A 21,118-nucleotide genomic window follows, 5' to 3' on the forward strand; every position below is an offset into this window, starting at 1 on the left:
GACTGATCGGCTCAATCGTCGCAGGGGAGCATGATCGTCAGGACACGGACGGTCACCGCGGCGTCGGCAGGATCTTCCGAGCCCCATTCGAGCGAGGGATCGTAATAATCGATGCGAAAGCAGACGATGTGACCCTCGAGCTCGAACTGCCCGTAGTTGCGTTTCGGGCCGTCATCAGGCTTGAATTCGTAGCGCCGGACGGCCGCGAGTACCGCGGCCTGGGCGACGGCTTCGCTGACGATGCGGTCGCCGCCTGCCAATGTGGCGAGACAGGTCGCCGTCATCACGATCCGCGCGTTTCGATCGAGGCCGAGCCGCACGCGGTCATTGAGCTCGGCGATCCGGGATATGGTGCTGGTCATGCTGCCTCCATCAAGCCGGCGTTGAAACTCGCGATCCATTCTTCCATCGTCGGCCGCTCGGCGATCGGCACGATGCTGGCGGCGTCCTGGAAACGGATGAGATCGGTCGGCGCATCGCGACGGATCGCGTCGATCTCGGCCTCGGGGAGCAGCCGCTCGGCGCGGATGAAATCGGTGATCCTGCCGGGCCGGGTCCTGGTCGATCGGCGCCACAATCCCTCGACGGTGCGCAGGCGCGGTTCGGCGCGGGCCTCAATCAGGACAATCAAGCGAAGGCACCACGCCGGCAGGGCGCGTACTTCATCGGGCCGGATGGCGCCGCAGAAGAAGCAGCTCGACTTGGGCGGCACCGGGAGACCGGCGGCCTCGATCCGGGCGATGCAGCGATCGCGCGTCCAGTTCCATTCGCGCAGCGGATAGCGGCACTGGAACAGCGGATCGTCCAGCCCGGCAGCATGGGCATGACGCCGGGAATCGGAGGGCGACGTGTCGTAGCCGATCAGCCGCTCGACCTTCTGCCCATTCGCCCATGCGGCGCGAGCCGGTGCCCATTGCTTCAGGAAAGCGTCTTGCGGCGCCACCTTCCATTTGAGGCTGCATTAGGTCTGCATCGACCTGTCGTATTGGCTGCGCAAAGCCCGCATTTCCGACATCCCCAGTCCTCCTCCCCTTCCAAGACGCCCGATTAGGGCGTGACCGCCTTCAGGCAGTGGAGGGATCGGGCGCTTCGGCGTTGATGCGGATAGGGACGGGCAGGCGTATCCGATCGAGTTCCTGCACGAGTTGCGCGTTGCGGCGTTCAAGGCGCTCCGCGCGCTGTTCGGCCTCGAGGGCGCGCTTCAGCAGGCTGGCATTATGTGTTGCGAGGGCGATGTTCTTGGCTTCCACGTGCCGAAGAGCAGAGCGTGTGCGATCGGCATCGCCGGCGGCCATTTCAGTGGCGCCCTCACGTTGCGATTGAAGCTCGCGCAGGGCGTCAAGAACGTCGGCATGGTGCGTATAGATGATGTTGCGGCCGACCCCGGCTGCTCGTGCAAGAGCGGCGACCGTTGGCGCGGCGGACGGGTCTTTGGCAAGGACGCCAAGGGCTTCGCGCAGACGTGCATTGGTGTTCGCCCGGCGACGGGCCTGCGGGGTGGATAGGTCAGATTCAGACGTCACCGGCATTTCCTTCGTCGAGCTGGTCGAGGATACGGCGAGATTCCTGGATGCGGGCTTCGGCAAGTGCTCGGCTCTCGCGATCGAGGTCATCGCGCTGGATCAATGCGGTGTTTCGTTCAAGCCGCGCTTCCCAGACCGGCCTATGCCGGTCGGTCACGGCGAAGTTGGCGCAAGTCGAGCAGGTGCTTTGTGTGCGAAGCACCGGGTTCGGCTCGCGCTCGCCGCCGAGGCAAGCGGAGGTCTCCCGGCGGTAGAGGCAGTAGCCCCAGTCGCATACGCCGAGGCGCATATCCGTGCCGGCGAGGATCTCGGTGATATATCCATCGACGTCGCTCGATAGCGTGCGCCCGCGGAACGGCGATCGCTCGGAGAGCATGACGCCCGCCTTCCCGGCGACGTTCGGCGCCAGGAGCAGGTCTTCCAGCGCCTTGCGGGTTTCTTCGGCGGCTTGGTCGTCGATCAGCTGGGCAAGCTCGAAGTCGGTGCCCACATAGGCCCGGTCGGTCATCGCGCGGTGGACATGGCCGAGATGGCGTTGCAGCGCCGTCAGGCCGGTGCGGTCGCGCCGCCCGATGAACCGTGAGAACGTCTTGCGACCCTGATAGGTGGTCAGGTGCCAGGTTCCGCCTTGGTGTTCCGGCAAGGCAAGGAACGGCGCAAGTCGTTCGTTCAAGCGGATATTGACCATGGGTGATCGCAGTCGAGCGACGGGCATCATCGTCGGAAGCGGCGAGCGTCCCCGGCCGAGCTGGTGGAGCCAGAGGTTCCTCTTCCCGCTAAGTTCGCGAAGCGGAGCGGAGAGACGTTCGAGGATGTGGATCGCCCGCTGGACCGGCTCGGGCGCGAGCCAGCGATGGACGTCCCCATGTTCCGTCAGCGACGTCTTCGTGATCGTGCCGACCAGATAGACGTGTTCCTCGCCGTCTCCGTCGGCCGCGCGCCGTTCGAGGCAACCCTCCTCAAGCCTGAGTATTTCGGAGGCTCTCGCGCCAACGAGATAGGCGATGACGACGAAGCAGGCGTCGCCAAGGCGATCGAGCATGAACGTCAGGCGGCGCAGCGGCCATTCCGGATTCGGATACAGATCCGCGTGGGGGCATGGCTCAGCCAACATGGCGCGTCTGATATGCCAGTGGAGCCTTCGCCCCTGATGCTGTTGTCGAAACTTCTCATACAGATCTTCGAGGCGATCGCGCAGCGCGAGTATCTGGTCCGCTGGGTCACCGAGCAGTTCCATAGCGCCGCTGATGAGAGGCACGGCGATCTCGTCGGGCGTATAGGGATGGCCGCCATAAGGTTTCCAGTGCCGCTTCCCAACCGAACCGGCGCGAGGCGGCGCCATCAGCGGCGCGTCGTCCAGCTTGTCGCGCTGCATGTGGAACGTGCGGATCGTGCCGAGATAGCCTTCGGCGGTGCTGAGGGAGAGCCGTGAAGCGTTCCTGCCGGGACGGGCGCGCAACATGGCCACGAACCGGTCGACGGCGTCTTGATCGAGATCCTTGAAGCATCGGACGTTCTCGGCTGCCATCCATCGAACGAGGAAGCGGATGTGGCTGAAGTGACCATCGACCGTTTCCTTGCGAAGTGGCATCCGCCCTTCGGGCGGATCGGCCCGCAGCGAGAACAGGAACAGTTCGGCGGCGTGCCGGAGCGGCGTCCACTGATCGTCCGTGAACCGGCTCCCGTCCGGCATTTCGAAGCCCCAGTTGAACGTCGTGGCGGCGGGGACGCCTTCGTTTCCGAGCAATGGCGCCGGAAGTTGGGTAGGCGTGGATGTCGGGACGGAGGCCATGAGGCTATTCCAGGTCCGGCAGCGGCGGCAAGGCGGGTATGTGCCGTTCCGCGTCCGGCATCATTTCGGGCGGGAACGCCGGCAGCAGGTCTTGTGTCAGCGCCCGAAGGCTGGGGGCATAGAAGAGGCTGAACCGGATCGGGTCGATGCGTTCCCGCGCCGCTTCAAGATGCATGGTGGCCTGGACAATGCGCGCCAGATGACCCGGGTCGATCGGGACGATTAGGCCTGGACAGGCAAGGCAGCCTCCCAGTTTCGGGCACACGCGGCCAGGCTGTGCCTGCCCGCCGTCGACCGGTCGAAGGCAGTCGTGGCCGAACAGCGCCGTCACCCGCGCGCTGGTATCCGGCCCTTGATGTTGCGAGTCATGGGCGGGCGTCTCGCCGGTGACCCATGTGATCATCAGCGACTGGAGCCGAGCGATCGTATCGCGTTCGAGGCGGCGGACGGCCTCGCCATCGACATAGATGTCGGTGGTGGCGACATTCGCATGATTGAGGACCGCCTTGGCCGCCATGATATCGCCCTGCGACGCTGTGTAGTGGGCGCTTGCCATGCTGCTGCGGAACAGCTTGGGCGAGAAGTCGGGAAGCAAGGAACGGGACTTGCCCGGATGCGCATCGTTCCAGGAGGCGATCGCGCCATTATGCCGTTCGTAGAAGCGCAACATTGCCGATCGCAACGTGGCCTGCACGATATGACCGGCGTGATGCTCGCGCTCGAGGCGTCCTGTCGTCATGAGGAAGCGGTGGAGGAACAGCCGGTCGCGTTTGGACGGCTCCACATGCGGTAATAGGGGCGCCGTCATCGCAAGGAGCTTTTCGATCAGGCGCGGCGCCGCATAGGGTCGGCGATTGTCGAACGAGCGCCGTTGCATGCGCTTCACCTTGCCGCCGGCACGAGGTTTCACCCACTCGACCATGACGCGATGCCGCTCGAGCGGATGCGGCACGAGGCAGTCCCGCTTGATCTGGCGCAGCGGACCGGCGTTGGCCGCCGTCTGGATCAGCAGCACGATATAGAACGCAACCAGCGTGTCGGTCGTGAGGTGGAGATAACCCTCGAGCTCGCGGAACCCGCCTACCTCGGCGATCCTCTGCCGATCGGGCTTGTTAAGGTCCAAGCCTCGGTCGATCGGCATGATGCCGTGGCCGCGGCGATGGAGCTTCCAGATCCAGCGATCCCGTTCGGCGGTCCGCCCACTATGGAGCGGCACGTTCGGAAGATTGACGATGGTTTGCCCGTGCTGGAACTTGGCCCATGCCGTGTCGATCTCGGCATAGCAGACTGCCAGCAGGGCGCGCATTGCGGCTGGTGTCAGCCGGTCTTGCGGTAACCGCTGGACGCCGGCGAGCGGGATCGGATTGTTGGGAACGGCGAAGCCCGGTGCGAACAAGCCTGGATTGTCCGCGATCGCGCGCTTGAGGACGGGCCGGATCATACCGAACTGACCGGATTGTGAGCGGACGCCACGCCTGCGCCCGTCAGTGGGCATCGCCAGCCAGGTGATGAACCGGCGGATCGTTGCCGTGTCGAGGTCTGCCGCGCGCCTGACACGCGCGTCTTCGCGCAGGAACCTACCGAACACGCGCATCGCGAACCAGCGCGCGGTGCGGGTCGCGACGCTGGATGCCATATCATGATCGCGGAAAGCCCGGGCGATGGCGGCGCTGATATCGTCCGGCAACCCGAACAGCGCCGGGTCGAAGCGTTGGACGATCTTGCCCCATTCGTCGCGGAACTGGATCTCGACGACCTCCGCCGGATGGTTCGCCGGTGCCGGATCGAGTCTCAGCGTGCGATCGAGGCGGCCCCTAGCCATCGGCGGGGATCAGCTCGCCATAAAGATAGGCGAGGCTTTCGCTCAGGTCGCGCTCGTGCAGCTCGACGCAGCGCAGATAAATCGCGGTGGTTGTGATCGAAGCATGGCCGAGCAGCACCTGCACGACCTTGAGCGGGTTGAGATCGGGATTGGTGCGGGCCTGGATCTGAAGGCGGGCCAGCATCGCCATCGCGAAGGTGTGCCGCAGCCAGTGCAGCGTGCCCTGAAGTCCCGCGGCCGCGAACGCTTCCGCGAGCTGCGCCGTCAGGAGTTTTCGCGTCATGGCGCGGCCATGCTCGTTCAGCAGGAGATTAGGCGGCGCGCGATAGCCCCGGTCGGAACGGCGGATACCGCGGACGATCCGGGCGCGATCCTCGCCCGCATACCAGTGTGTATGATCAAGCAGCCGAAGCGGCGGATAGACCGTCCTTGGCCGGTCGCCCTTGGTGATATGGAGCGGCACGCCGACAAGTGGATCGCTGTCGAGGTAGAGTGGCCAGCTATCCGGGATCTGGTCGAGGGCGAGCGCGCAAAGCTCCTTGCGACGCAGACCCGCCCCAAGCGCCCATTGCGCGGCAAGTCGGGCGGTAGGCCTCAGATGCGCGAACAGCCGTGCCAGTTCGTCGGCACGCAGCGGTCGCGGCAGTTTTTCCGGGCGTGAGACGATCAGCTCATTGACCTGGCGCCGCTGCAAGCCTGGGCGATAGGCGCCGTCGAGCATCAGCGTCATCTTCTCGGTCAACCGGAACGGGCAGTGGTCGATCAGCCCCTTATCGAGCGCCCAGCCATAGAAGCGGCAGACGGTCGAGACACGCGCATTGATCGTGGTCCGGGCATAGGGCCGCCCGGTATGCGTGCTGGGATTCTCCAGCATCCGGTTGCGATAGGCGGCGATGACGCGTTCGTCGGCTTCGCGCCATTCGATCCCCGATTGTTCGAGCGAGTCGAACCAGTCGTGGAGATGCTCGCCGTAGGTCCGCACGGTTTCGGAGGCGTGGGCACGGCCGCTTAGCTCTGCATGCTCCATGAGCCAGACGAAGGCCGGCTCGATGATCGCCATGTCGGCGTCGAACAGAATCGGGAAGCCAGCGGGGACATTGGGCACGCCAGAGGCAGCCCGAATCACTGATACCACGGGCCATCTCCCTCGCCCGCACAGGTGCGATTTCGAAAGTAGCGCAACATGCTCGATTTGGCCGACGCATTTCGATGGAATGGGCGCTTTCCTCGCCATGCCGAAGGGTGTCGCTTCGACCAGCCTACCCCAAGCACTCACCGCGCCTGCTGACACCTGGCGTCCGCCTTGATATGAGTGGACGATGATCGAGGGGGGAAGCGGTGGCGCGTCGGGTATTCTTTAGCTTTCACTATGACCGTGACGTTCGACGGGTCGTGCAAGTCCGCAATTCCTGGGTGGTTCGTCCAGGTGGCGAAGCGCAGCCTTTCTATGACAAGGCAGAGTTCGAAGAGGCAAAAAGACGCGCGGGCGGCATAGAAAAATGGATCGAAGAGCAGCTCAAAGGCACGTCCGTGACTGTGGTGCTGTTCGGCGCAGAGACGTATGATCGCGAATGGGTCCGGCACGAGATCAAGAGAAGTTACGAGCTTGGGAAAGGCCTATTGGCCATCGACATCCATAGCGTAAAAGATCCGCAACTTGGAACTGATCGACAGGGGACCAACCCTCTCAGTTATTTTACAATAAAGCAGAATGGCCGAGATATTCCGCTGTCGAACCTATACGGGACATATGATTGGGTCCGGGATAACGGCTATGCCAACATGCCGGCTTGGATCGAAACTGCGGCAAAAGCGGCCGGTCGCTGACACCAATGAGTATCTATGAACTGGCCATACTTGGTGCGGCAACGCCAGAGGAGCGTGCAACACTGACAGCGACGCTCACGGATATCGTTTCCGACTTCGGATTGACGTTGGGGGACGATGTAGTTGTGCATAATGCGGCAACGCTGGGTGAGCGGCACAAGCCAGCAGCATTCGCGTGTGCGTATTTTGGAGGAAATGCCCAGCAAGATCTCGAAGCGGCCCAAGACCTGATCCGGGCCAGTGCGCCCATCATTCCAACGATTGCCGCTGGCGCAGACTTCAATGCTCACATCCCCCCGCTTCTCCAGCCCATCAATGGGCTAACGCGGCGCGCTGACGATCCAAATATGACTGAACTCGCGTCAGCAATGCTGGAATGCGTGGGCTTACTTCGTCGACAGCGACGGGTTTTTGTGAGCTATCGGCGCGTGGAATCCCGAGCAGCAGCGTTGCAACTTCACGATCTCCTTGCGTCCCGCGGATTCGACGTATTCTTGGACACGCACGACATTAGGCCCGGCGATCCGTTCCAAGATGTGCTTTGGCATAGGCTCGTCGATTCTGATGTTATGGTTATGCTCGACACGCCTACCTATTTCGATAGCCGCTGGACTCGACAGGAAATAGGAAGGGCGCGCGCGAAAGAGATCCAGGTCCTTCGTGTAATTTGGCCTGAGCATACGCCAAACAAGCTGACCGATCTTGCAGAGACTATATATCTTGATCCAGAGGAACTCGAGGGGCCAGATGGCCCAATAGTAGCCAAAACGGCGGATACAATCGTCCTGGAGGTCGAGCGGCTACGAAGCCGGAGCATCGCATCTCGATATATGTCGATTACCGGCAAACTCCGCGCTGACGTCGAGAAAATTGGTGCGTCAGTGGAAGGCGTCGGCGCACATCGGGCCGTCGCCGTGCGGTTGCTGGACGGCGAAAAGATCTGGGCATATCCGATCGTCGGAATCCCCACGGCTGAAATTTTGAACGATGTGGCCGATAAGGCGCGACGAGCGGAACAGCAGGAGATACCGGTACTGGTCTACGATCATATCGGCATCCGTGATGCATGGAATGCTCATCTCCGATGGCTTGGGGAGCATATTCGCGCGGTCCGCACGATTAAAGTTTCCGAAGCCGGATGGGCTCTTGCGGCATGGGAGAACTGACCATGACTGAGGCCATTTTTCTTTCGGCAGGCGTGCCGGATCCGAAGCGAGGCCCACAATATGCGGCGACCGCTGACAGTGTCGCGATTACAGCCGCAGTCTCCGCTTTGGTGCACGTCACGCTAGGACGCAGGCTGCTTGTTTGGGGTGGTCAACCCGCAATAACACCAATGATCTGGGTGGTCTCGCAAGACATAGGAATAAATTACGGACACTGGGTCCGGCTCTACCAGTCTCGCCATTTCAAGGACGAGTATCCCGAGGATAATGAGCGGTTCAACAACGTGGTTTATACGGACGAGATTGAGAAGGATCGGGAGAAGAGCTTGCTGGCCATGCGCGAGCGTATGTTTTCCGAACACAAGTTCAAAGCGGCAGTTTTCATTGGGGGTATGGGCGGGATTGTACAGGAATATGAAATGTTTCGACGCCTGCAACCGGACGCTGCAGTGATTCCAGTAGTCTCCACGGGCGGCGCGACGCTTGAAGTTGGGGCGCAGGTTGAATCTCTATCGCCCGACCTAGCGGAAGACCGGGACTATGTTGCGTTATTTCACCGCCACCTTGACGTTTCCGTCCGAGAGGAGCGCTTCGAAAGTCCAACTCTCCAACCGGATGTCGTTGAGAAGCGATTTTGGCAACCCCCTGCCACTGCTTAAACGGGACGGGAACTCGTTATTCACCAGCCAGCCACTCGCTAAGCTCGGTAGCTGTGTTCCTTTTCTCGTCGAGGACCATCCAGACGCGCTTTTGATGACCCTGTAGATCCCCCCAGACGATGCGGCGGTATAATCCCAGATACTCCCACGACGCCCATGCCTGCTCATGCGCGCTGTCGGATGCCGGGAACAGCGCGATCTTCGTCAACCCTTTATACCCATCCGCGACGCCCAACTCCCAGGGCACCCAACGACTGTCCTTGCTGTTCTTGCTTGCAAGAAGGACAAAGCGCTTGGTCTGACGAATACGGCTCTTTAACAGCCCTGCCGTTTCCTCCGTCGTGTATGGGGGCATTTCCGGGTCGATTTCATCGACATAAACCTTGGCGCCGTGCCCTTCTAATACACGAATGGCGCCAACGACGAGATCATCGTCCTTGCTTGAGTGCGAAAGAAATGTAGCACCCGACAGCGCCCGAGAAGAAGCAGATTTCCTGAGGTTTACCTGCTCGTTGATGTTCAATTTGCCAGCGAAATTACGAAGCTCGGATTTGGTAATATATTCTATCATTCTTGCCGCCCGCTCTTAATTCCGCGCAAAATCTCCGATTCTCTGCACTTCAGTTATTTGCTCGGATCGCAATGGCCTCTTCAATCCAAGTCTCGATCCCATTCTTAATCGAGTCATAGGCGGCTTTGCTATCTGCTCCGGAAGGAGAGACGAGCTTCACTATGGACGAAAGCTTCTTCCCTGTATTGGCGTAGCCTATTTCATCAAATGGATTGCTGCCTGCCACGCACGAGTTCCCATCGTGACCAAGAAGTTTGTTTATCCGGATACCCACCACGCCTTTGCCTGCGTCCCAACCTTTGACGATCTCGCGGATCACCCATGGCCGGTTCGCTGTTTCCGAACCGACGAGCACCACCACGCAACTCTTGCCGTACATGTTGTCATCGATCCATTTTTCGATGGAGGCTTTGCCCTTCCGCTTGACCTCCTCCCAAGCATTCGCAGTGCAAAGAGTCTGCCCTTCGAGGGCTCCGATGTTACGCACCTGCTGAGTACGCCAAAAATCGTTCGCGAAGTGAAAACTGAAGAAAACGCGCCGCGCCATAAGGCCCCCTTTTGTTCTCCGACCTTCTACAGAGGCGGCCATCGTTCCGCTAGAGAAATCGATTCGGAAACGAATGGCTTGAATAACAAGCGCGGCATTTTTGTGCGGCGCCTCATGCGACGCTTAAGCGTCGCTGCGCGACGCGAGGGACGGGCCGACCACCGCCAGCTCTTTGGGTTAGCGCGGCAGTCGGCCCGTCCCTCATCGCGCGCAAAGGAGACAGTTTCAATGGGTAGACCTAAGCTGCAGCTGTGCCGTCCAAGGCTGATGCTCGGCAGTGTCGCGTTCGTGAGGACATTGGCGAGGATCGAATAGTAAGGCGGCCAATGCTTGAAACGCGTGGGCACATAGCGGACCACCTCGTAGGGAATGCCGCGCGCCGCCATCCAGAGCGAGATCACTCTCTGATACTCGTAGGTTTCCGGCTTTTCGGCACCGGGATCGGCCGTCAGGACCAGGTCGGGCGGCTCGCCGCGCGATTCGAGTTCGACGAGGAGAGCGGTTGAATCGACGCCGATCCCATAAGCAAGAACGACCGGCGGGGGCGCGGCAACAAGGATGTAGTCGACCGGCGCGCGAGCCCCAGCGGACTCGACAGTTGGATGTGGAAGCATGGGGCTTCGAGTCCTTGAGGGCGGCAAAATTGCCGCCCCGCCCGGCCCCCCTCCCCTCTCTGCTGGAATCGGAGCAGGCATCGTCCGATCCGCAATCGGACGGAAGCACGATGGTCATTACGCGGATGATCCGCTCATGCGGCCTGGGCGGCGGCGCCTATTGCTTGGAGAGGGCCTCCTGCAGCGCGGCCTTCACCTTTGAGCCAGTACCGAGACAGAGTGTTACAGGTAGCGCGAGATCGCCTTGAAATCCTCAATCGCCCTGGCCGCGCCGCCTTCGTCCGCGGCATGGCTTAGGCAATGGTCGATATGATCGTTGATGAGGGCGCGCTTCGCGCTCGCCACGGCCTTCTCGACCGCATCGAGCTGCTGCGCGACGTCGACGCAGGTCCGCCCCTCCTCGATCATGGTGACGATGCTGCGGAGATGCCCCGTGGCGCGATTGAGCCGCTTGATGATCGCCGGGTGGCTGGCGTGCTTGTGGTTGCTCATCGGTCTATCTTTCACCACCCAAAACGCTTGTCGAGGAATTCATACATCCCCCCCAAGGGGATGTTGCACACATCCCCCCAGGGGGATAGGGAGAGACCATGCTTCATGTGCTCGCCAACCGCACCTATCGCCACCTGTTTCTGGCGCAGATGATCGCGCTCGTCGGGACGGGCCTGGCGACGGTCGCGCTTGGACTGCTCGCCTATGACATTGCCGGCGGCGATGCGGGCGCGGTGCTGGGAACGGCGCTGGCGATCAAGATGATCGCTTATATCGGCGTTGCGCCGATGGCGGGCGCCTTCGCCGACCGGGTGCCGCGCAAGGCGCTGCTCGTCTCGCTCGACCTGGTCCGCGCCGCCGTCGCCATCTGCTTGCCGTTCGTCACCGAGGTCTGGCAGGTCTATATGCTGATCTTCGTGCTGCAATCGGCCTCGGCGGGGTTTACCCCGACCTTTCAGGCGACCATTCCCGACGTTCTGCCGGAGGAAGCCGATTATACCCGCGCGCTGTCGCTGTCCCGGCTCGCCTATGACATGGAGAGTCTGACCAGCCCGATGCTCGCGGCCGCGCTGCTGACGGTCATCAACTTCCACTGGCTGTTCTCGGGCACCGCGATCGGCTTTGTCGCTTCGGCCGCGCTGGTCGTGACCTCGGGCCTGGCTAAAACGGTGGCCGCAGCGACCCGCAGGATGGGCATCTACGACAAGACGACGCGCGGCATTCGCATCTACCTCAAGACGCCGCGGATGCGCGGCCTGCTCGCCGTGACGCTGGCCGCGGCGGCGGCGAGCGCGATGGTGATCGTCAATACCGTCGTGATCGTGCGCGGGCTCGGGCTCGGCCAGCGGGACGTGGCGCTGACCCTGGCCGCCTTTGGCGGCGGCTCGATGTGCGCCGCTTTCGCGCTGCCCCGCATCCTCGATCGCGTCGCCGACCGCGCGATCATGATCGGCGCCTCGTTCTTGCTGGTCCTCGGCTTGGCCGCGTTGACTGCGATCAGCGCCATGATTCCGCCGGGGCAGGCTTATTGGCACATTCTGCTCGGTGGCTGGCTACTACTCGGCGTCGCTTATTCGATGAGCGTCACGCCGGGCGGCCGGCTGCTGCGGCGTTCAGCCAGTTCGGAAGACCGGCCTGCATTGTTCGCGGCGCAGTTCGCACTCAGCCATGTCTGCTGGCTGATCGCCTATCCGCTGGTCGGCCAGCTTGGCGCGCGGGTGAGCATGACCGCCGCATTCGGCGGTATGGCCGCGCTGGCGGCGGTTGGTGCGGTCGCGGCGCTGCTGCTGTGGCCGGCGAACGACCCGGACTCGGTGTCGCACCGTCACGATGATCTTCCGGCCGATCATCCCCATCAGCGTGACGCTCACGCCGACGGCGATGCCAAGCACGCCTTCGTGATCGATGACCTCCACCCGCGTTGGCCGACGACATGAGCAACACTCGCGCATTGCCAGGGCGATTACTCTCGCGTTACCAAAGAGCGGTGATCGCGACACCTTTCCGCACCAAGCTTGTTCGGGGCCGCCCTTTGGCGTTGCTCCTGATGCTGCTCGCCCTGGTGGGGATGGTCGGCATTGCGAGCTGGCACGATTCGAAACCCCACGTTCATGACATCGCGAGTGCCGAGCATGTGATCGAGCTTAGCGATCATCATCCCGGCGACCTGCCGCAGCCAAGCGATCCGCTGCACCTCGCAGCGCATGTCGTCCTGCAAGGGCTCGCCATTCCGGCCGAGCCGGCAGTCATCGCAACCGCGCCCGCTCTCGCGGTCGTGTGGACGATGGCGGGGCCAGCCGCGGTCGATTCTCTCCCGCCGATATCGATCCTGCGCCCCCCACGGGACTGACGGTCCGACGCGGCATCGTCGCAGCGGGAACCAGTCAGCTCGAAGGGAATAATCATGAATGGCGTAAAACGCCGGCTGGCGCGTTGCGCGATGGTCGGCATGACGGTCGTGCTATGGGGCGCGGCCTTGGGAAGGACGGCCTATGCCCAGGAGGCGCCGCCGTTCCCCACATTGCTCAAGCAAAGCGAAGGGGCACCTCGTGCAGCCGCTATCGCCGCCGATGTCGCGCAGGCGGAGGGACTCGCCGAACAAGCGCGCGCAAGGCCCAATCCGAGCGTGAGCGTGCAGGCCGAAAACATTGCCGGCAGTGCACCTTATAGCAGATTCGACGCGGCGGAGACGACGCTTCAGATCAACCAGCCTTTCGAGCTGGGTGGCAAACGTTTTGCCCGCATCGCTGCTGGTGAGGCAGGTGTGGGTGCGGCAAAGGCGCGTGGGCTCAATGCGCGGGTCGCCTATGCCTATGATCTTGCGACCGGCTATGCCGCCGCGGAGATCGCGCAGCGCCGGATCGAGCTTGCCCAGGATGAAGTTGGGAACGCCGAGGCCGACCTGAGAGTCGCCAATGCCCAGGTCGGCGCTGGCAAGGAAGCACGGCTGCGCAGCCTTCAGGCGGAAACCGTTTTGCAGGCGTTGCGGGCCGATCTGGACCTCGCGAGGGCCAACTACACTGGAGCCCTTGCCCGCCTGTCAGCGCTCTCTGGCGTTGCGCAGCCCTATACCGGCGTTTCCGGGTCCGTGCTGGCGCTTTTCGATACGTCTCCGGCGGTCGGTCCTGTCGATCCGGGCCGTTCGACGATCTATCGAACCGCCCTCGCCGAACGGGAGGCGGCAAACCAGCGGCTCGCTTATGAGCGCAAGCGTGCGATACCCGACGTCACCGGCTCGCTCGGCGTCCGGCGGCTCGAACGCGAGGGGGCGAACGCGCTTGTCGTCGGCGTCTCGGTGCCGCTGCCGCTGTTCGACAGCAACCGGGGGAATATCGCCGCTGCGCGCGCCGAAGTAGCCGGCGCCGAGGCACGCGCAGAAGTCGCCCGGACCGAAGCGGAAGCAGAGCTTCGTGGCGCCATCGCGCAGGCAGAGGCATCCGAAGCGCGTGTTAGAGCCGCGCAAGCGTCGCTCGCGACCGCGCAGGAAGGCTATCGCCTTGCCCGCATCGCCTACGAAGGCGGCAAGGCGCCGCTGATCGAACTGCTGACCGCGCGCCGCAACCTTGGGCTGGCCCGAGGCGTCGTGCTCGACGCCCAGGCCGGCCGTTTCACCACTTACGCCATCCTGGCCCGCCTTCAGGGCCGCACCATCACCGGAGACCCGATCCAATGACCTCCGAGAAGAACCGGCTCTATGCCGGAGCCGCTATTGCGCTTGCCATTGCAGCCGGAATCGGATTCGGCATCGCTCGCCTAACCCAACCCGTTCTGCCCGCTCCCGAGGCCGCTTCCGCCAAGGCCGACACACCGAAGGATAGTGTCGTCATCACCGCCGAAGGCATCCGCATCTCGAAGATCGGCATTGCGCCGGCCGCCGCAGGCGGACTGGATGCGGCGATCAGCGCAAGCGCCACCGTTGATTCGACGCCCGACGCCGAAGCGGTGCTGACGGCGCGCGCGGCGGGGACGGTCACGCGCATCTTCAAGCGGATCGGCGATCCGGTGCGTGCCGGAGAAACGATCGCTTTGCTCGAAAGTCGCGACGCCTCGGCAATCGCCGCCGACCGCGGCGCCGCGGCCGCGCGCGTCACGCTCGCAGAGCGACAGCTTGCCCGTGAGAAATCGCTGCTCGATCAAGGCGTGAGCCCGCGCGCCGACTATGAGACCGCGCAGGCTAATCTTGCCGTGGCGCAGGCCGATGCCCGTCGCGCCGCCGCCGCCGCCGGTGCTGCACGGGTGGCGTCTGATGGCCGCTCGGTGGCGGTGGTCAGCCCGATCACCGGGCGCATCACCTCGGCAACCGGAACCCTCGGCACCTTCGTGTCGGCCGAGACGGAGCTGTTCCGCGTCGCCGATCCGACACGCCTGCAAATCGCGGCAAGTCTGCCGCCGGCCGATGCGCCCCGCGTGCGGGCCGGCGATCACGTAGAATTGACCACCACTGACGGGCGCAGGATCGAGGGGCAGGTCCGCTCCGAGACCGGCGTGGTCGATCCGACGACGCGCGCCGCGACCGTCATCATCGTGCCGAGTTCGGGCGGCAGCACGCTTGTCCCTGGCCAGCTCGTCCAGGCGCGTATCTTCGCAAGCGGAGGCGCGGCCAAGGGCGGCGTGAGTGTACCGCAAGATGCCGTGCAGACACTCGGCGACCGCACCGTCGTCTTCGTTCGCACCGCGACCGGCTTCAAGGCCACGAACGTGCAGGTCGGGAGCCGCTCCGGCGGGCTGGTCGCGATCATCTCCGGCCTCGTCGCCGGTATCCCGATCGCGACCTCCAATGCCTTTCTCCTGAAGGCTGAGATCGAGAAGAATGAAGGAGGTGAGGAATGATCGCCGGTATCCTCGCGCTCTCCGTCAGGATGCGATGGCTCGTCGCGTTCCTGACGCTCATCGTAGTCGGCTTCGGTGCCTGGCAGATCACCAAACTGCCGATCGACGCGGTGCCGGACGTCACCAACCGCCAGGTGCAGATCAGCACCTTTGCCCCGACGTTGGGTCCGGTCGACATCGAGAAGCAAGTCACCTTCCCGGTGGAGACGGCACTCGCAGGTATTCCCGGCCTGGAGATGACGCGCTCCTTCTCGCGCAACGGGTTCAGCCAGGTGACGGCGGTTTTCACCGACGACACTAATATCTATTTCGCGCGCCAGCAGGTCACGGAGCGGCTCACTCAGGCCAAGGACAGCTTGCCCGCCGGCATCCAACCCAACCTCGCGCCGCTCAGCACCGGCCTCGGCGAGATTTTCTTCTATTCTGTCGCGTTCCGGCATCCCGACGGCAAGGGCGTCAAGGTCGTGGACGGCAAGCCGGGCTGGCAGTCCGACGGCAGCTATCTCACCCCCGAAGGCGAGCGGCTGACGACCGAATTGGCCAAGGCCGCCTACCTGCGCACCGTGCAGGACTGGATCATCCGGCCGCAAATGCGCAACGTGCAGGGTGTCGCCGGGGTCGATTCCAACGGCGGCTATGTGAAGCAATATCTGATCGAGCCCAATCTGAACGCGCTTGCCAGCTATGGTCTGTCGATCACCGAGCTTGCAGACGCGCTGGAGCGCGCAAACCTGTCGGCGGGCTCCAACTATGTCCGGCGTGCAGGGGAAAGCTTCCTTGTCCGTGCCGATGCACGGCTCAAGTCGATCGAAGACATTCAGGAAGCTGTGGTCGCCACCCGCGCCGGCGTGCCCGTGCGGGTGAAGGATGTCGGCCAGGTCGTGATCGGCGGTGCAGTCCGTACCGGATCGGGCAGCCGTATGGGCTCGGAGGCGGTGATCTCGACCGTGCTGATGCTGGTTGGCCAAAACAGCCGCATTGTCGCAAACAGTGCGGCCGAGAAACTCGACCAGGTCAACAAGGCGCTGCCGCCCGACGTGTTCGCCGAGCCGGTCTATAACCGCTCCAAGCTGGTCAATGCGACCATCGCGACGGTCGAGAAGAATCTGGTCGAAGGCGCGCTGCTCGTCATCGTCGTCTTGTTCCTGCTACTCGGCAATATTCGCGCGGCGCTCATCACCGCCGCGGTGATCCCGATCACCATGCTGATGACGGCAGCGGGCATGAATGGGCTCGGCGTCTCGGGCAATCTGATGAGCCTGGGCGCGCTCGATTTCGGTCTCATTGTCGATGGCGCGGTCATCATCGTCGAGAATGCGCTGCGGCGCCTCGCCCAACGCCAGGAGCATGAGGGGCGGCTGCTGACCCTGCGCGAACGCCTGGGCGAAACGATCGAGGCATCGCAGGAGATGGTGCGGCCGACCGTCTATGGCCAGCTCATCATCTTCCTCGTGTTCGTGCCCTTGCTCACCTTCCAGGGCGTCGAGGGCAAGACCTTCTCGCCGATGGCGATCACGCTGATGGTGGCGCTCGCCAGCGCTTTCGTGCTGTCGCTGACTTTCGTGCCGGCGATGCTCGCAATCCTTATCAAGGGAAAGGTCAGCGAGACCGAAGTGAAAGCAATCCGCTGGTTCAAGGAGAAATATGCACCCATGCTGCGACAAGCAGTCGCCCGACCGCTGCCGTTCATTGCAGGCGGCGTCGGCATCTTTGCGGCGGCGATCCTCTGCTTCGGCCTGCTCGGCGAGGAATTCATGCCGCAGCTCGACGAGAAGGACATCACCGTTACGAACTTCCGCGTGCCCTCGGCCTCGATCGACCAATCGACGCAGATGCAGCTCCAGATCGAAAATGCGCTGAAGTCGCTGCCAGAAGCGGCGCTGGTCTTCTCGAAGAACGGCAATGCCGATCTCGGTACTGACCCGATGCCGCCCAACGCCTCGGACACCTATTTCATCCCCAAGCCGGAGAAGGAATGGCCGGCAGAGGTGAAGTCCAAGGAGGATATCCTGCGCCGCATCGAGGAGAAGATGAAGCCGCTGATCGGCAACCGGACCGAGATCCAGCAGCCGATCCAGATGCGCTTCAACGAGCTGATCGCGGGCGTCCGCGCCGACGTTGCAGTCAAGCTCTACGGCGACGATCTGGATCAGATGAGCCAGCAAGCCCAGCGCATTGCCGGCATCCTCCGCGCGATTCCCGGCGCAGGCGATGTCAGCGTCGAGCAGACGGACGGCGCCCCAACTTTCGACGTAAAGATCGATCGCCAGGCAGCGGGACGCTACGGCCTGTCGGTCGAAGAGGTGGCGAACACCGTCGCCGCAGCACTTGGCGGACGGGAAGCCGGGCTCCTGTTCGAGGGCGACCGGCGTTTCGCCGTAGTCGTTCGGCTGCCCGACGCCCAGCGCGACGATCTGGAAACGCTCGGCGCTATCCCGGTCATGCTGCCGGCGGCCGAGGGACAGGTCGCGCGGTCGATCCCGCTCCGGGAGGTGGCCCGGTTCAGCTACACCCAGGGGCTGAACCAGATAAGCCGCGAGAACGGCAAGCGCATGGTGGTCGTTCAGGTCAATGTGCGCGGGCGCGACCTCGGCGGATTCGTTGAGGAGGCGCAGGCGAAGATCGGCCAACTCCAACTCCCGGCCGGAATGTACACGGCGTGGGGCGGCACATTCGAGAGCCTGCAATCGGCGCGGCTACGACTGCTGATCGTCGTGCCGATCTGCTTCTTGGCGATCTACGCGCTGCTCTACATGGCGCTCGGGGGCCTGGTGCCGGCAGCGATCGTGTTCAGCGCGGTGCCCATGGCGCTGGCGGGCGGCGTGTTCGCGCTACTGCTGCGCGGTATCCCGTTCTCGATCACGGCCGCGGTCGGGTTCATCGCCTTATCCGGCGTGGCGGTGCTCAACGGCCTCGTGATGATGAGCGCGATACGCAAGCGCCGTGAGGATGGTGTGACCGAGGACGAGGCGATCATCGGCGGAGCGATGGAGCGTGTACGTCCCGTACTGATGACCGCGCTGGTGGCCAGCCTCGGGTTCGTGCCGATGGCGCTCGCGACCGGTACTGGCGCCGAGGTCCAGCGGCCACTGGCGACCGTCGTCATTGGCGGGCTGATCACTTCGACCGCGTTGACGCTGCTGGTGTTACCGGCAATCACCGTGTTTGTGGGTCGTCGCTCGCGGCGAAGGCAGGCGGGGCAAGCTATCGCCCCGTCTGCTGCTAGCTGACCACTACCGAACGGCGAGGAAATGATCGAGCAGGCCGGGGCACAAGCTATTAGGATTGGCGTGTCACCAGGCCTGCTCGATCAAGGAGAGCGCCTGCCAACAAGAGGTCGACAGCGGGTAGACCAAAGAGCTGCTGCGGTGCCGCCCAAGGCCGATGCTTGGCGGGATGACATCGGGAGGCGTCGAGCGTGAATGGTCTCAGATCACCACCCCGCCAGCCCCCCTGCTCCGTCAGCGCGCGGGCCCGCCGCGCTGGACGGCCTCGGCGACACCCTGGATTTCGGCGACTGCCATATCGAGCCTTCGCACCGCTTCATCGCGACCGTCGCAGCCCTCGCTCGAGGAGAGCTCGATCATCAGGAAGGTGAAGAGCGTGTCTCCGGCCTCACGGGCGTCGCTCAGGCTTTCGACATGGGCGAAGTCGCTCCCGCCATAGACATCCGCGCAGGCGCGTTGGAACTGGTTCAACATGACGGGGGCTCCTGATCGGGAGTTGCGAAATACGCCCAACAGATCTCGATCCCGGCATCGAGGGTGACACAGTCGGGCCTGCGAAGCCTTCCCCTGCACCGGACACGCCGCCGAGTGGCATGTAAGGTCACCGCGATGGTACGGCGATGCGCGAAGCGAGGATTTCGGCGACGGCCGCCGTCAGGTTGGCGTGGCGGGCGCTGAAACGGATTCGGGTGGCACCGCGGCGATCGTATCGGAGATCGCGGCGTAGAAGGCCGTGAGGAACGGCAGGGTCTGGGCAAGAAGCGCCGCAGGCCATTCAACATCGTTAGGTCGCCGAAAACCGCCTTGCATGTAGAAGGGATGGACCAGCGTCAGCACCGGTTCGGCGGCGTCGGGGAACGAAAGCCCCTCGATTTCCGCCAGGCTACGCGCGATAGCGAGGTCATGCCCAACGGTGCGGCGCATTTGGTCGTCGGTGAAGCCGACAAGGCTAAGCCACGCTTTGAGCGCCAGTTCGATCGAGATGGCGGTCCAGTAGTAGCGGTGCTCGGTGGTCATGGGCGCATAGTCGGCAACTGCTGACTGCAGGAAATGTTGGGCCGCGTCGATCAGGTGACGCGCATAGGCGCGTCCATCGGTGCGGGACATGGTGGTCTCCTGCGATGGGCTGCGGTGCGGGTGTTCGATGACCTCGAAGGCCTAGGCGGCGGGATCGATGACCGTGAGATCGCGGTCCACAGAGCAACGGCGTCCGCGCCAGCGCTGGCTGCGGGTATTTCACCCCAGGGATTAGCGAGCGCCGAATCTCGTCGCCCCGCCGAACAGGCGAAGCGCCCGTGCCATCTCCTCGCGCAGCCGGGCCTTGCTACCGACGACAACCGTGGGATCGAGGAGTTCGCCGTCAGGATCGATGAAGCCATACGCGGGCGCACCGCCCTGCTCGATCGAAACCATATGCCCCCTGTCGGGGCCGGGCCCCTGATAGCGGGCCGTCAGCTCGCCCAGCTTGGCGGTGAGGCCTTTGGTCGCCTTGGACCAACGGATGTGGCCGGCGCCGACATTGCTTCCGGCCTCGCGGCCTCGGTCCATCCAGAGCTTCAGGTGCGCTTTGACCTGCGGCGGCGTGTTGCGCGTGCGCTCACGATTTCGACAGGTCGGCAGGGCTGCCGAATGGGCGTCGAGAACCCGCAAATAGTCGCCATGCAATGCGACAAGAATGTCCTCAACATCGCTGTCCGCCAGGAGGGCGCGAAGGCGGTCTCCCTGCTCGGGACTGGCAATGAGTTCATCGGCGCGAGCCGCCGTCAATTCCTCGGCCTCAGACAATGCCGACGCTGACGAAGCGAAGCCCCTGGCGGCCGTGAGGACGATGGCGCGACCGCCGCAGCGACCGCCCGTCTCCTGAAAGCGCTCGAAGATGTCGCCGCGGCCGAGTGCGGCTGCTGGGTGATCACCGAGGATGATGACCCGCCGTGGCCACGGTGTCGGCCGTGGTCGATCGCTCGGCTTCAACCAATCCGAGGGCAGACATCGTGCCGCGACGAACGGTCGCGACGGCGCGCCTGTTCTTGCCGCGGCAAGATTGGCGCGGCGGGCCGCATCGAAGAGATCATCGACGTCACCGCCACCATCGGCAAACCCGCGATCATAGGCCGAGCGTTCTGCGGTTTTGGACGGTGGACGGTGATTCCAACCAACGTGGGCCGCATACCAGCCATCGGCATAGCGGATCGCCTGATTCCAGTCATAGCCGTAGCGCTCTCTGCCGCGCAGGATCGCCGCATCGCGCTCGTCGCCGCGTACCGAGGCGGCTCGGTCCTCGGTGAAGCTGAAATTGCGTGCCTGGCGCTCGGCCTCGGCAGCTGCGGCGATGGCGTCGTTGACCGGCTTCATCGCGACGACACGTTCGCGGGTACGCGCCATGCGGTCTGCCGCCGTCGATGTTGGCGGCAGGTCGGGATAGTCGCGCCAGGCTTTCGCAATCGCCTCGGCTTGATCCGGTGCGCGGCCTCGGGCAAGCCAGGTGGCGGCCGAGCAGGGATCGAAGGGCGGGATATTCTCGGCACGTGTCATGTGCTCGGCCTCCGTCG

General features: G+C 63.6%; 19 protein-coding genes and 2 pseudogenes. 8 read left to right on the forward strand and 13 right to left on the reverse strand.

The annotated features are described in order from the left end of the window. Positions 1–11 precede the first annotated feature (11 nt). The 6 genes and pseudogenes from BHE75_RS21860 to BHE75_RS21885 all read right to left on the reverse strand — a co-directional run bounded on the left by BHE75_RS21860 (position 12) and on the right by BHE75_RS21885 (position 6,272). On the reverse strand, positions 12–362 hold the full coding sequence (locus BHE75_RS21860; RefSeq protein ID WP_070936298.1) for a DUF3768 domain-containing protein: 351 nt from the start codon (positions 360–362) through the stop codon (positions 12–14). After that, positions 359–961: pseudogene (locus BHE75_RS21865) on the reverse strand (hypothetical protein); the annotation flags it as partial. The pseudogene BHE75_RS21865 and the gene BHE75_RS21860, both read right to left, overlap by 4 nt. A 103-nt stretch (positions 962–1,064) precedes the next feature. Beyond that, entirely contained in the window at positions 1,065–1,529 is a 465-nt protein-coding gene (locus BHE75_RS21870; protein ID WP_048939391.1) for a hypothetical protein, read from the reverse strand. Beyond that, the gene (locus tag BHE75_RS21875) at positions 1,513–3,315 is read right to left on the reverse strand and encodes an integrase (protein ID WP_048939390.1); all 1,803 of its coding nucleotides are present in this window, start codon (positions 3,313–3,315) and stop codon (positions 1,513–1,515) included. The genes BHE75_RS21870 and BHE75_RS21875 overlap by 17 nt, the downstream gene beginning before the upstream one ends. 4 nt (positions 3,316–3,319) lie before the next feature. After that, the gene (locus tag BHE75_RS21880) at positions 3,320–5,002 is read right to left on the reverse strand and encodes a site-specific integrase (protein ID WP_254684570.1); all 1,683 of its coding nucleotides are present in this window, start codon (positions 5,000–5,002) and stop codon (positions 3,320–3,322) included. Between the two features lie 127 nt (positions 5,003–5,129). Then, the gene (locus tag BHE75_RS21885; RefSeq protein WP_048939388.1) at positions 5,130–6,272 is read right to left on the reverse strand and encodes a tyrosine-type recombinase/integrase; all 1,143 of its coding nucleotides are present in this window, start codon (positions 6,270–6,272) and stop codon (positions 5,130–5,132) included. A 203-nt stretch (positions 6,273–6,475) separates the two neighbouring features. Here BHE75_RS21885 and BHE75_RS23705 point away from each other — a divergent pair, with 203 nt between their 5' ends. Genes BHE75_RS23705 through BHE75_RS21900 form a run of 3 tightly spaced genes read left to right on the forward strand, consistent with a single transcriptional unit; the run spans position 6,476 to position 8,789 of the window. Next, the gene (locus BHE75_RS23705) at positions 6,476–6,964 is read left to right on the forward strand and encodes a TIR domain-containing protein (RefSeq protein ID WP_020819452.1); all 489 of its coding nucleotides are present in this window, start codon (positions 6,476–6,478) and stop codon (positions 6,962–6,964) included. A 5-nt stretch (positions 6,965–6,969) separates the two neighbouring features. Continuing rightward, positions 6,970–8,130 (forward strand): toll/interleukin-1 receptor domain-containing protein, encoded by a 1,161-nt coding sequence (locus tag BHE75_RS23710; RefSeq protein ID WP_048939387.1) that lies wholly within the window; start codon positions 6,970–6,972, stop codon positions 8,128–8,130. A 2-nt stretch (positions 8,131–8,132) separates the two neighbouring features. Continuing rightward, entirely contained in the window at positions 8,133–8,789 is a 657-nt protein-coding gene (locus BHE75_RS21900) for a hypothetical protein (RefSeq protein ID WP_048939386.1), read from the forward strand. A 16-nt stretch (positions 8,790–8,805) separates the two neighbouring features. Here the strand turns inward: BHE75_RS21900 and BHE75_RS21905 are convergent, their stop codons facing one another. The 4 genes and pseudogenes from BHE75_RS21905 to BHE75_RS21915 form a co-directional block, all read right to left on the reverse strand. Next, positions 8,806–9,360, reverse strand: coding sequence for a toll/interleukin-1 receptor domain-containing protein (locus BHE75_RS21905; RefSeq protein WP_048939385.1), 555 nt, complete (start codon positions 9,358–9,360; stop codon positions 8,806–8,808). 49 nt (positions 9,361–9,409) lie between these two features. Then, on the reverse strand, positions 9,410–9,907 hold the full coding sequence (locus tag BHE75_RS23715) for a TIR domain-containing protein (protein ID WP_048939410.1): 498 nt from the start codon (positions 9,905–9,907) through the stop codon (positions 9,410–9,412). A gap of 239 nt (positions 9,908–10,146) precedes the next feature. Continuing rightward, positions 10,147–10,521 (reverse strand): annotated as a pseudogene (locus BHE75_RS23720) (hypothetical protein); the annotation flags it as partial. Positions 10,522–10,743: 222 nt separating this feature from the next. After that, positions 10,744–11,013 carry a metal-sensing transcriptional repressor gene (locus BHE75_RS21915; RefSeq protein ID WP_070936307.1) on the reverse strand — a complete coding sequence of 90 codons (270 nt, stop codon included), beginning with the start codon at positions 11,011–11,013 and terminating at the stop codon, positions 10,744–10,746. A gap of 98 nt (positions 11,014–11,111) precedes the next feature. Between BHE75_RS21915 and BHE75_RS21920 the strand changes: the two genes are divergently transcribed. From BHE75_RS21920 to BHE75_RS21940, 5 genes are all read left to right on the forward strand, one after another. Then, the gene (locus tag BHE75_RS21920; RefSeq protein WP_070936309.1) at positions 11,112–12,449 is read left to right on the forward strand and encodes an MFS transporter; all 1,338 of its coding nucleotides are present in this window, start codon (positions 11,112–11,114) and stop codon (positions 12,447–12,449) included. Between the two features lie 110 nt (positions 12,450–12,559). Further along, positions 12,560–12,862, forward strand: coding sequence for a hypothetical protein (locus BHE75_RS21925; RefSeq protein ID WP_137864399.1), 303 nt, complete (start codon positions 12,560–12,562; stop codon positions 12,860–12,862). 54 nt (positions 12,863–12,916) lie between these two features. Beyond that, the gene (locus BHE75_RS21930) at positions 12,917–14,185 is read left to right on the forward strand and encodes a TolC family protein (protein ID WP_070936313.1); all 1,269 of its coding nucleotides are present in this window, start codon (positions 12,917–12,919) and stop codon (positions 14,183–14,185) included. Further along, complete coding sequence (locus BHE75_RS21935; RefSeq protein WP_070936315.1) at positions 14,182–15,342, forward strand: efflux RND transporter periplasmic adaptor subunit; 1,161 nt, start codon at positions 14,182–14,184, stop codon at positions 15,340–15,342. The genes BHE75_RS21930 and BHE75_RS21935 overlap by 4 nt, the downstream gene beginning before the upstream one ends. Next, positions 15,339–18,572, forward strand: a complete 3,234-nt coding sequence (locus BHE75_RS21940) for an efflux RND transporter permease subunit (RefSeq protein ID WP_070936317.1) — start codon at positions 15,339–15,341, stop codon at positions 18,570–18,572. Before BHE75_RS21935 ends, BHE75_RS21940 begins: the two co-directional genes overlap by 4 nt. Positions 18,573–18,803: 231 nt before the next feature. Here the strand turns inward: BHE75_RS21940 and BHE75_RS21945 are convergent, their stop codons facing one another. The 3 genes from BHE75_RS21945 to BHE75_RS21955 all read right to left on the reverse strand — a co-directional run bounded on the left by BHE75_RS21945 (position 18,804) and on the right by BHE75_RS21955 (position 21,101). Then, positions 18,804–19,043 carry a hypothetical protein gene (locus BHE75_RS21945; protein WP_070936319.1) on the reverse strand — a complete coding sequence of 80 codons (240 nt, stop codon included), beginning with the start codon at positions 19,041–19,043 and terminating at the stop codon, positions 18,804–18,806. 180 nt (positions 19,044–19,223) lie between these two features. Then, complete coding sequence (locus BHE75_RS21950) at positions 19,224–19,676, reverse strand: hypothetical protein (protein WP_070936322.1); 453 nt, start codon at positions 19,674–19,676, stop codon at positions 19,224–19,226. A gap of 141 nt (positions 19,677–19,817) precedes the next feature. Continuing rightward, positions 19,818–21,101 carry a hypothetical protein gene (locus tag BHE75_RS21955; RefSeq protein ID WP_083629939.1) on the reverse strand — a complete coding sequence of 428 codons (1,284 nt, stop codon included), beginning with the start codon at positions 21,099–21,101 and terminating at the stop codon, positions 19,818–19,820. Positions 21,102–21,118: the final 17 nt, after the last annotated feature.

The organism is Edaphosphingomonas haloaromaticamans (assembly GCF_001853345.1).
Lineage (GTDB): Bacteria > Pseudomonadota > Alphaproteobacteria > Sphingomonadales > Sphingomonadaceae > Sphingomonas_E > Sphingomonas_E fennica.

Bases quoted from the DNA above. Each gene is read 5' to 3' on its own strand.
- BHE75_RS21860 (WP_070936298.1), bottom strand. From the start codon at position 362: ATGACCAGCACCATATCCCGGATCGCCGAGCTCAATGACCGCGTGCGG.
- BHE75_RS21870 (WP_048939391.1), bottom strand. From the start codon at position 1,529: ATGCCGGTGACGTCTGAATCTGACCTATCCACCCCGCAGGCCCGTCGC.
- BHE75_RS21875 (WP_048939390.1), bottom strand. From the start codon at position 3,315: ATGGCCTCCGTCCCGACATCCACGCCTACCCAACTTCCGGCGCCATTG.
- BHE75_RS23710 (WP_048939387.1), top strand. From the start codon at position 6,970: ATGAGTATCTATGAACTGGCCATACTTGGTGCGGCAACGCCAGAGGAG.
- BHE75_RS21900 (WP_048939386.1), top strand. From the start codon at position 8,133: ATGACTGAGGCCATTTTTCTTTCGGCAGGCGTGCCGGATCCGAAGCGA.
- BHE75_RS21905 (WP_048939385.1), bottom strand. From the start codon at position 9,360: ATGATAGAATATATTACCAAATCCGAGCTTCGTAATTTCGCTGGCAAA.
- BHE75_RS23715 (WP_048939410.1), bottom strand. From the start codon at position 9,907: ATGGCGCGGCGCGTTTTCTTCAGTTTTCACTTCGCGAACGATTTTTGG.
- BHE75_RS21915 (WP_070936307.1), bottom strand. From the start codon at position 11,013: ATGAGCAACCACAAGCACGCCAGCCACCCGGCGATCATCAAGCGGCTC.
- BHE75_RS21920 (WP_070936309.1), top strand. From the start codon at position 11,112: ATGCTTCATGTGCTCGCCAACCGCACCTATCGCCACCTGTTTCTGGCG.
- BHE75_RS21925 (WP_137864399.1), top strand. From the start codon at position 12,560: ATGCTGCTCGCCCTGGTGGGGATGGTCGGCATTGCGAGCTGGCACGAT.
- BHE75_RS21930 (WP_070936313.1), top strand. From the start codon at position 12,917: ATGAATGGCGTAAAACGCCGGCTGGCGCGTTGCGCGATGGTCGGCATG.
- BHE75_RS21935 (WP_070936315.1), top strand. From the start codon at position 14,182: ATGACCTCCGAGAAGAACCGGCTCTATGCCGGAGCCGCTATTGCGCTT.
- BHE75_RS21940 (WP_070936317.1), top strand. From the start codon at position 15,339: ATGATCGCCGGTATCCTCGCGCTCTCCGTCAGGATGCGATGGCTCGTC.
- BHE75_RS21945 (WP_070936319.1), bottom strand. From the start codon at position 19,043: ATGTTGAACCAGTTCCAACGCGCCTGCGCGGATGTCTATGGCGGGAGC.
- BHE75_RS21950 (WP_070936322.1), bottom strand. From the start codon at position 19,676: ATGTCCCGCACCGATGGACGCGCCTATGCGCGTCACCTGATCGACGCG.
- BHE75_RS21955 (WP_083629939.1), bottom strand. From the start codon at position 21,101: ATGACACGTGCCGAGAATATCCCGCCCTTCGATCCCTGCTCGGCCGCC.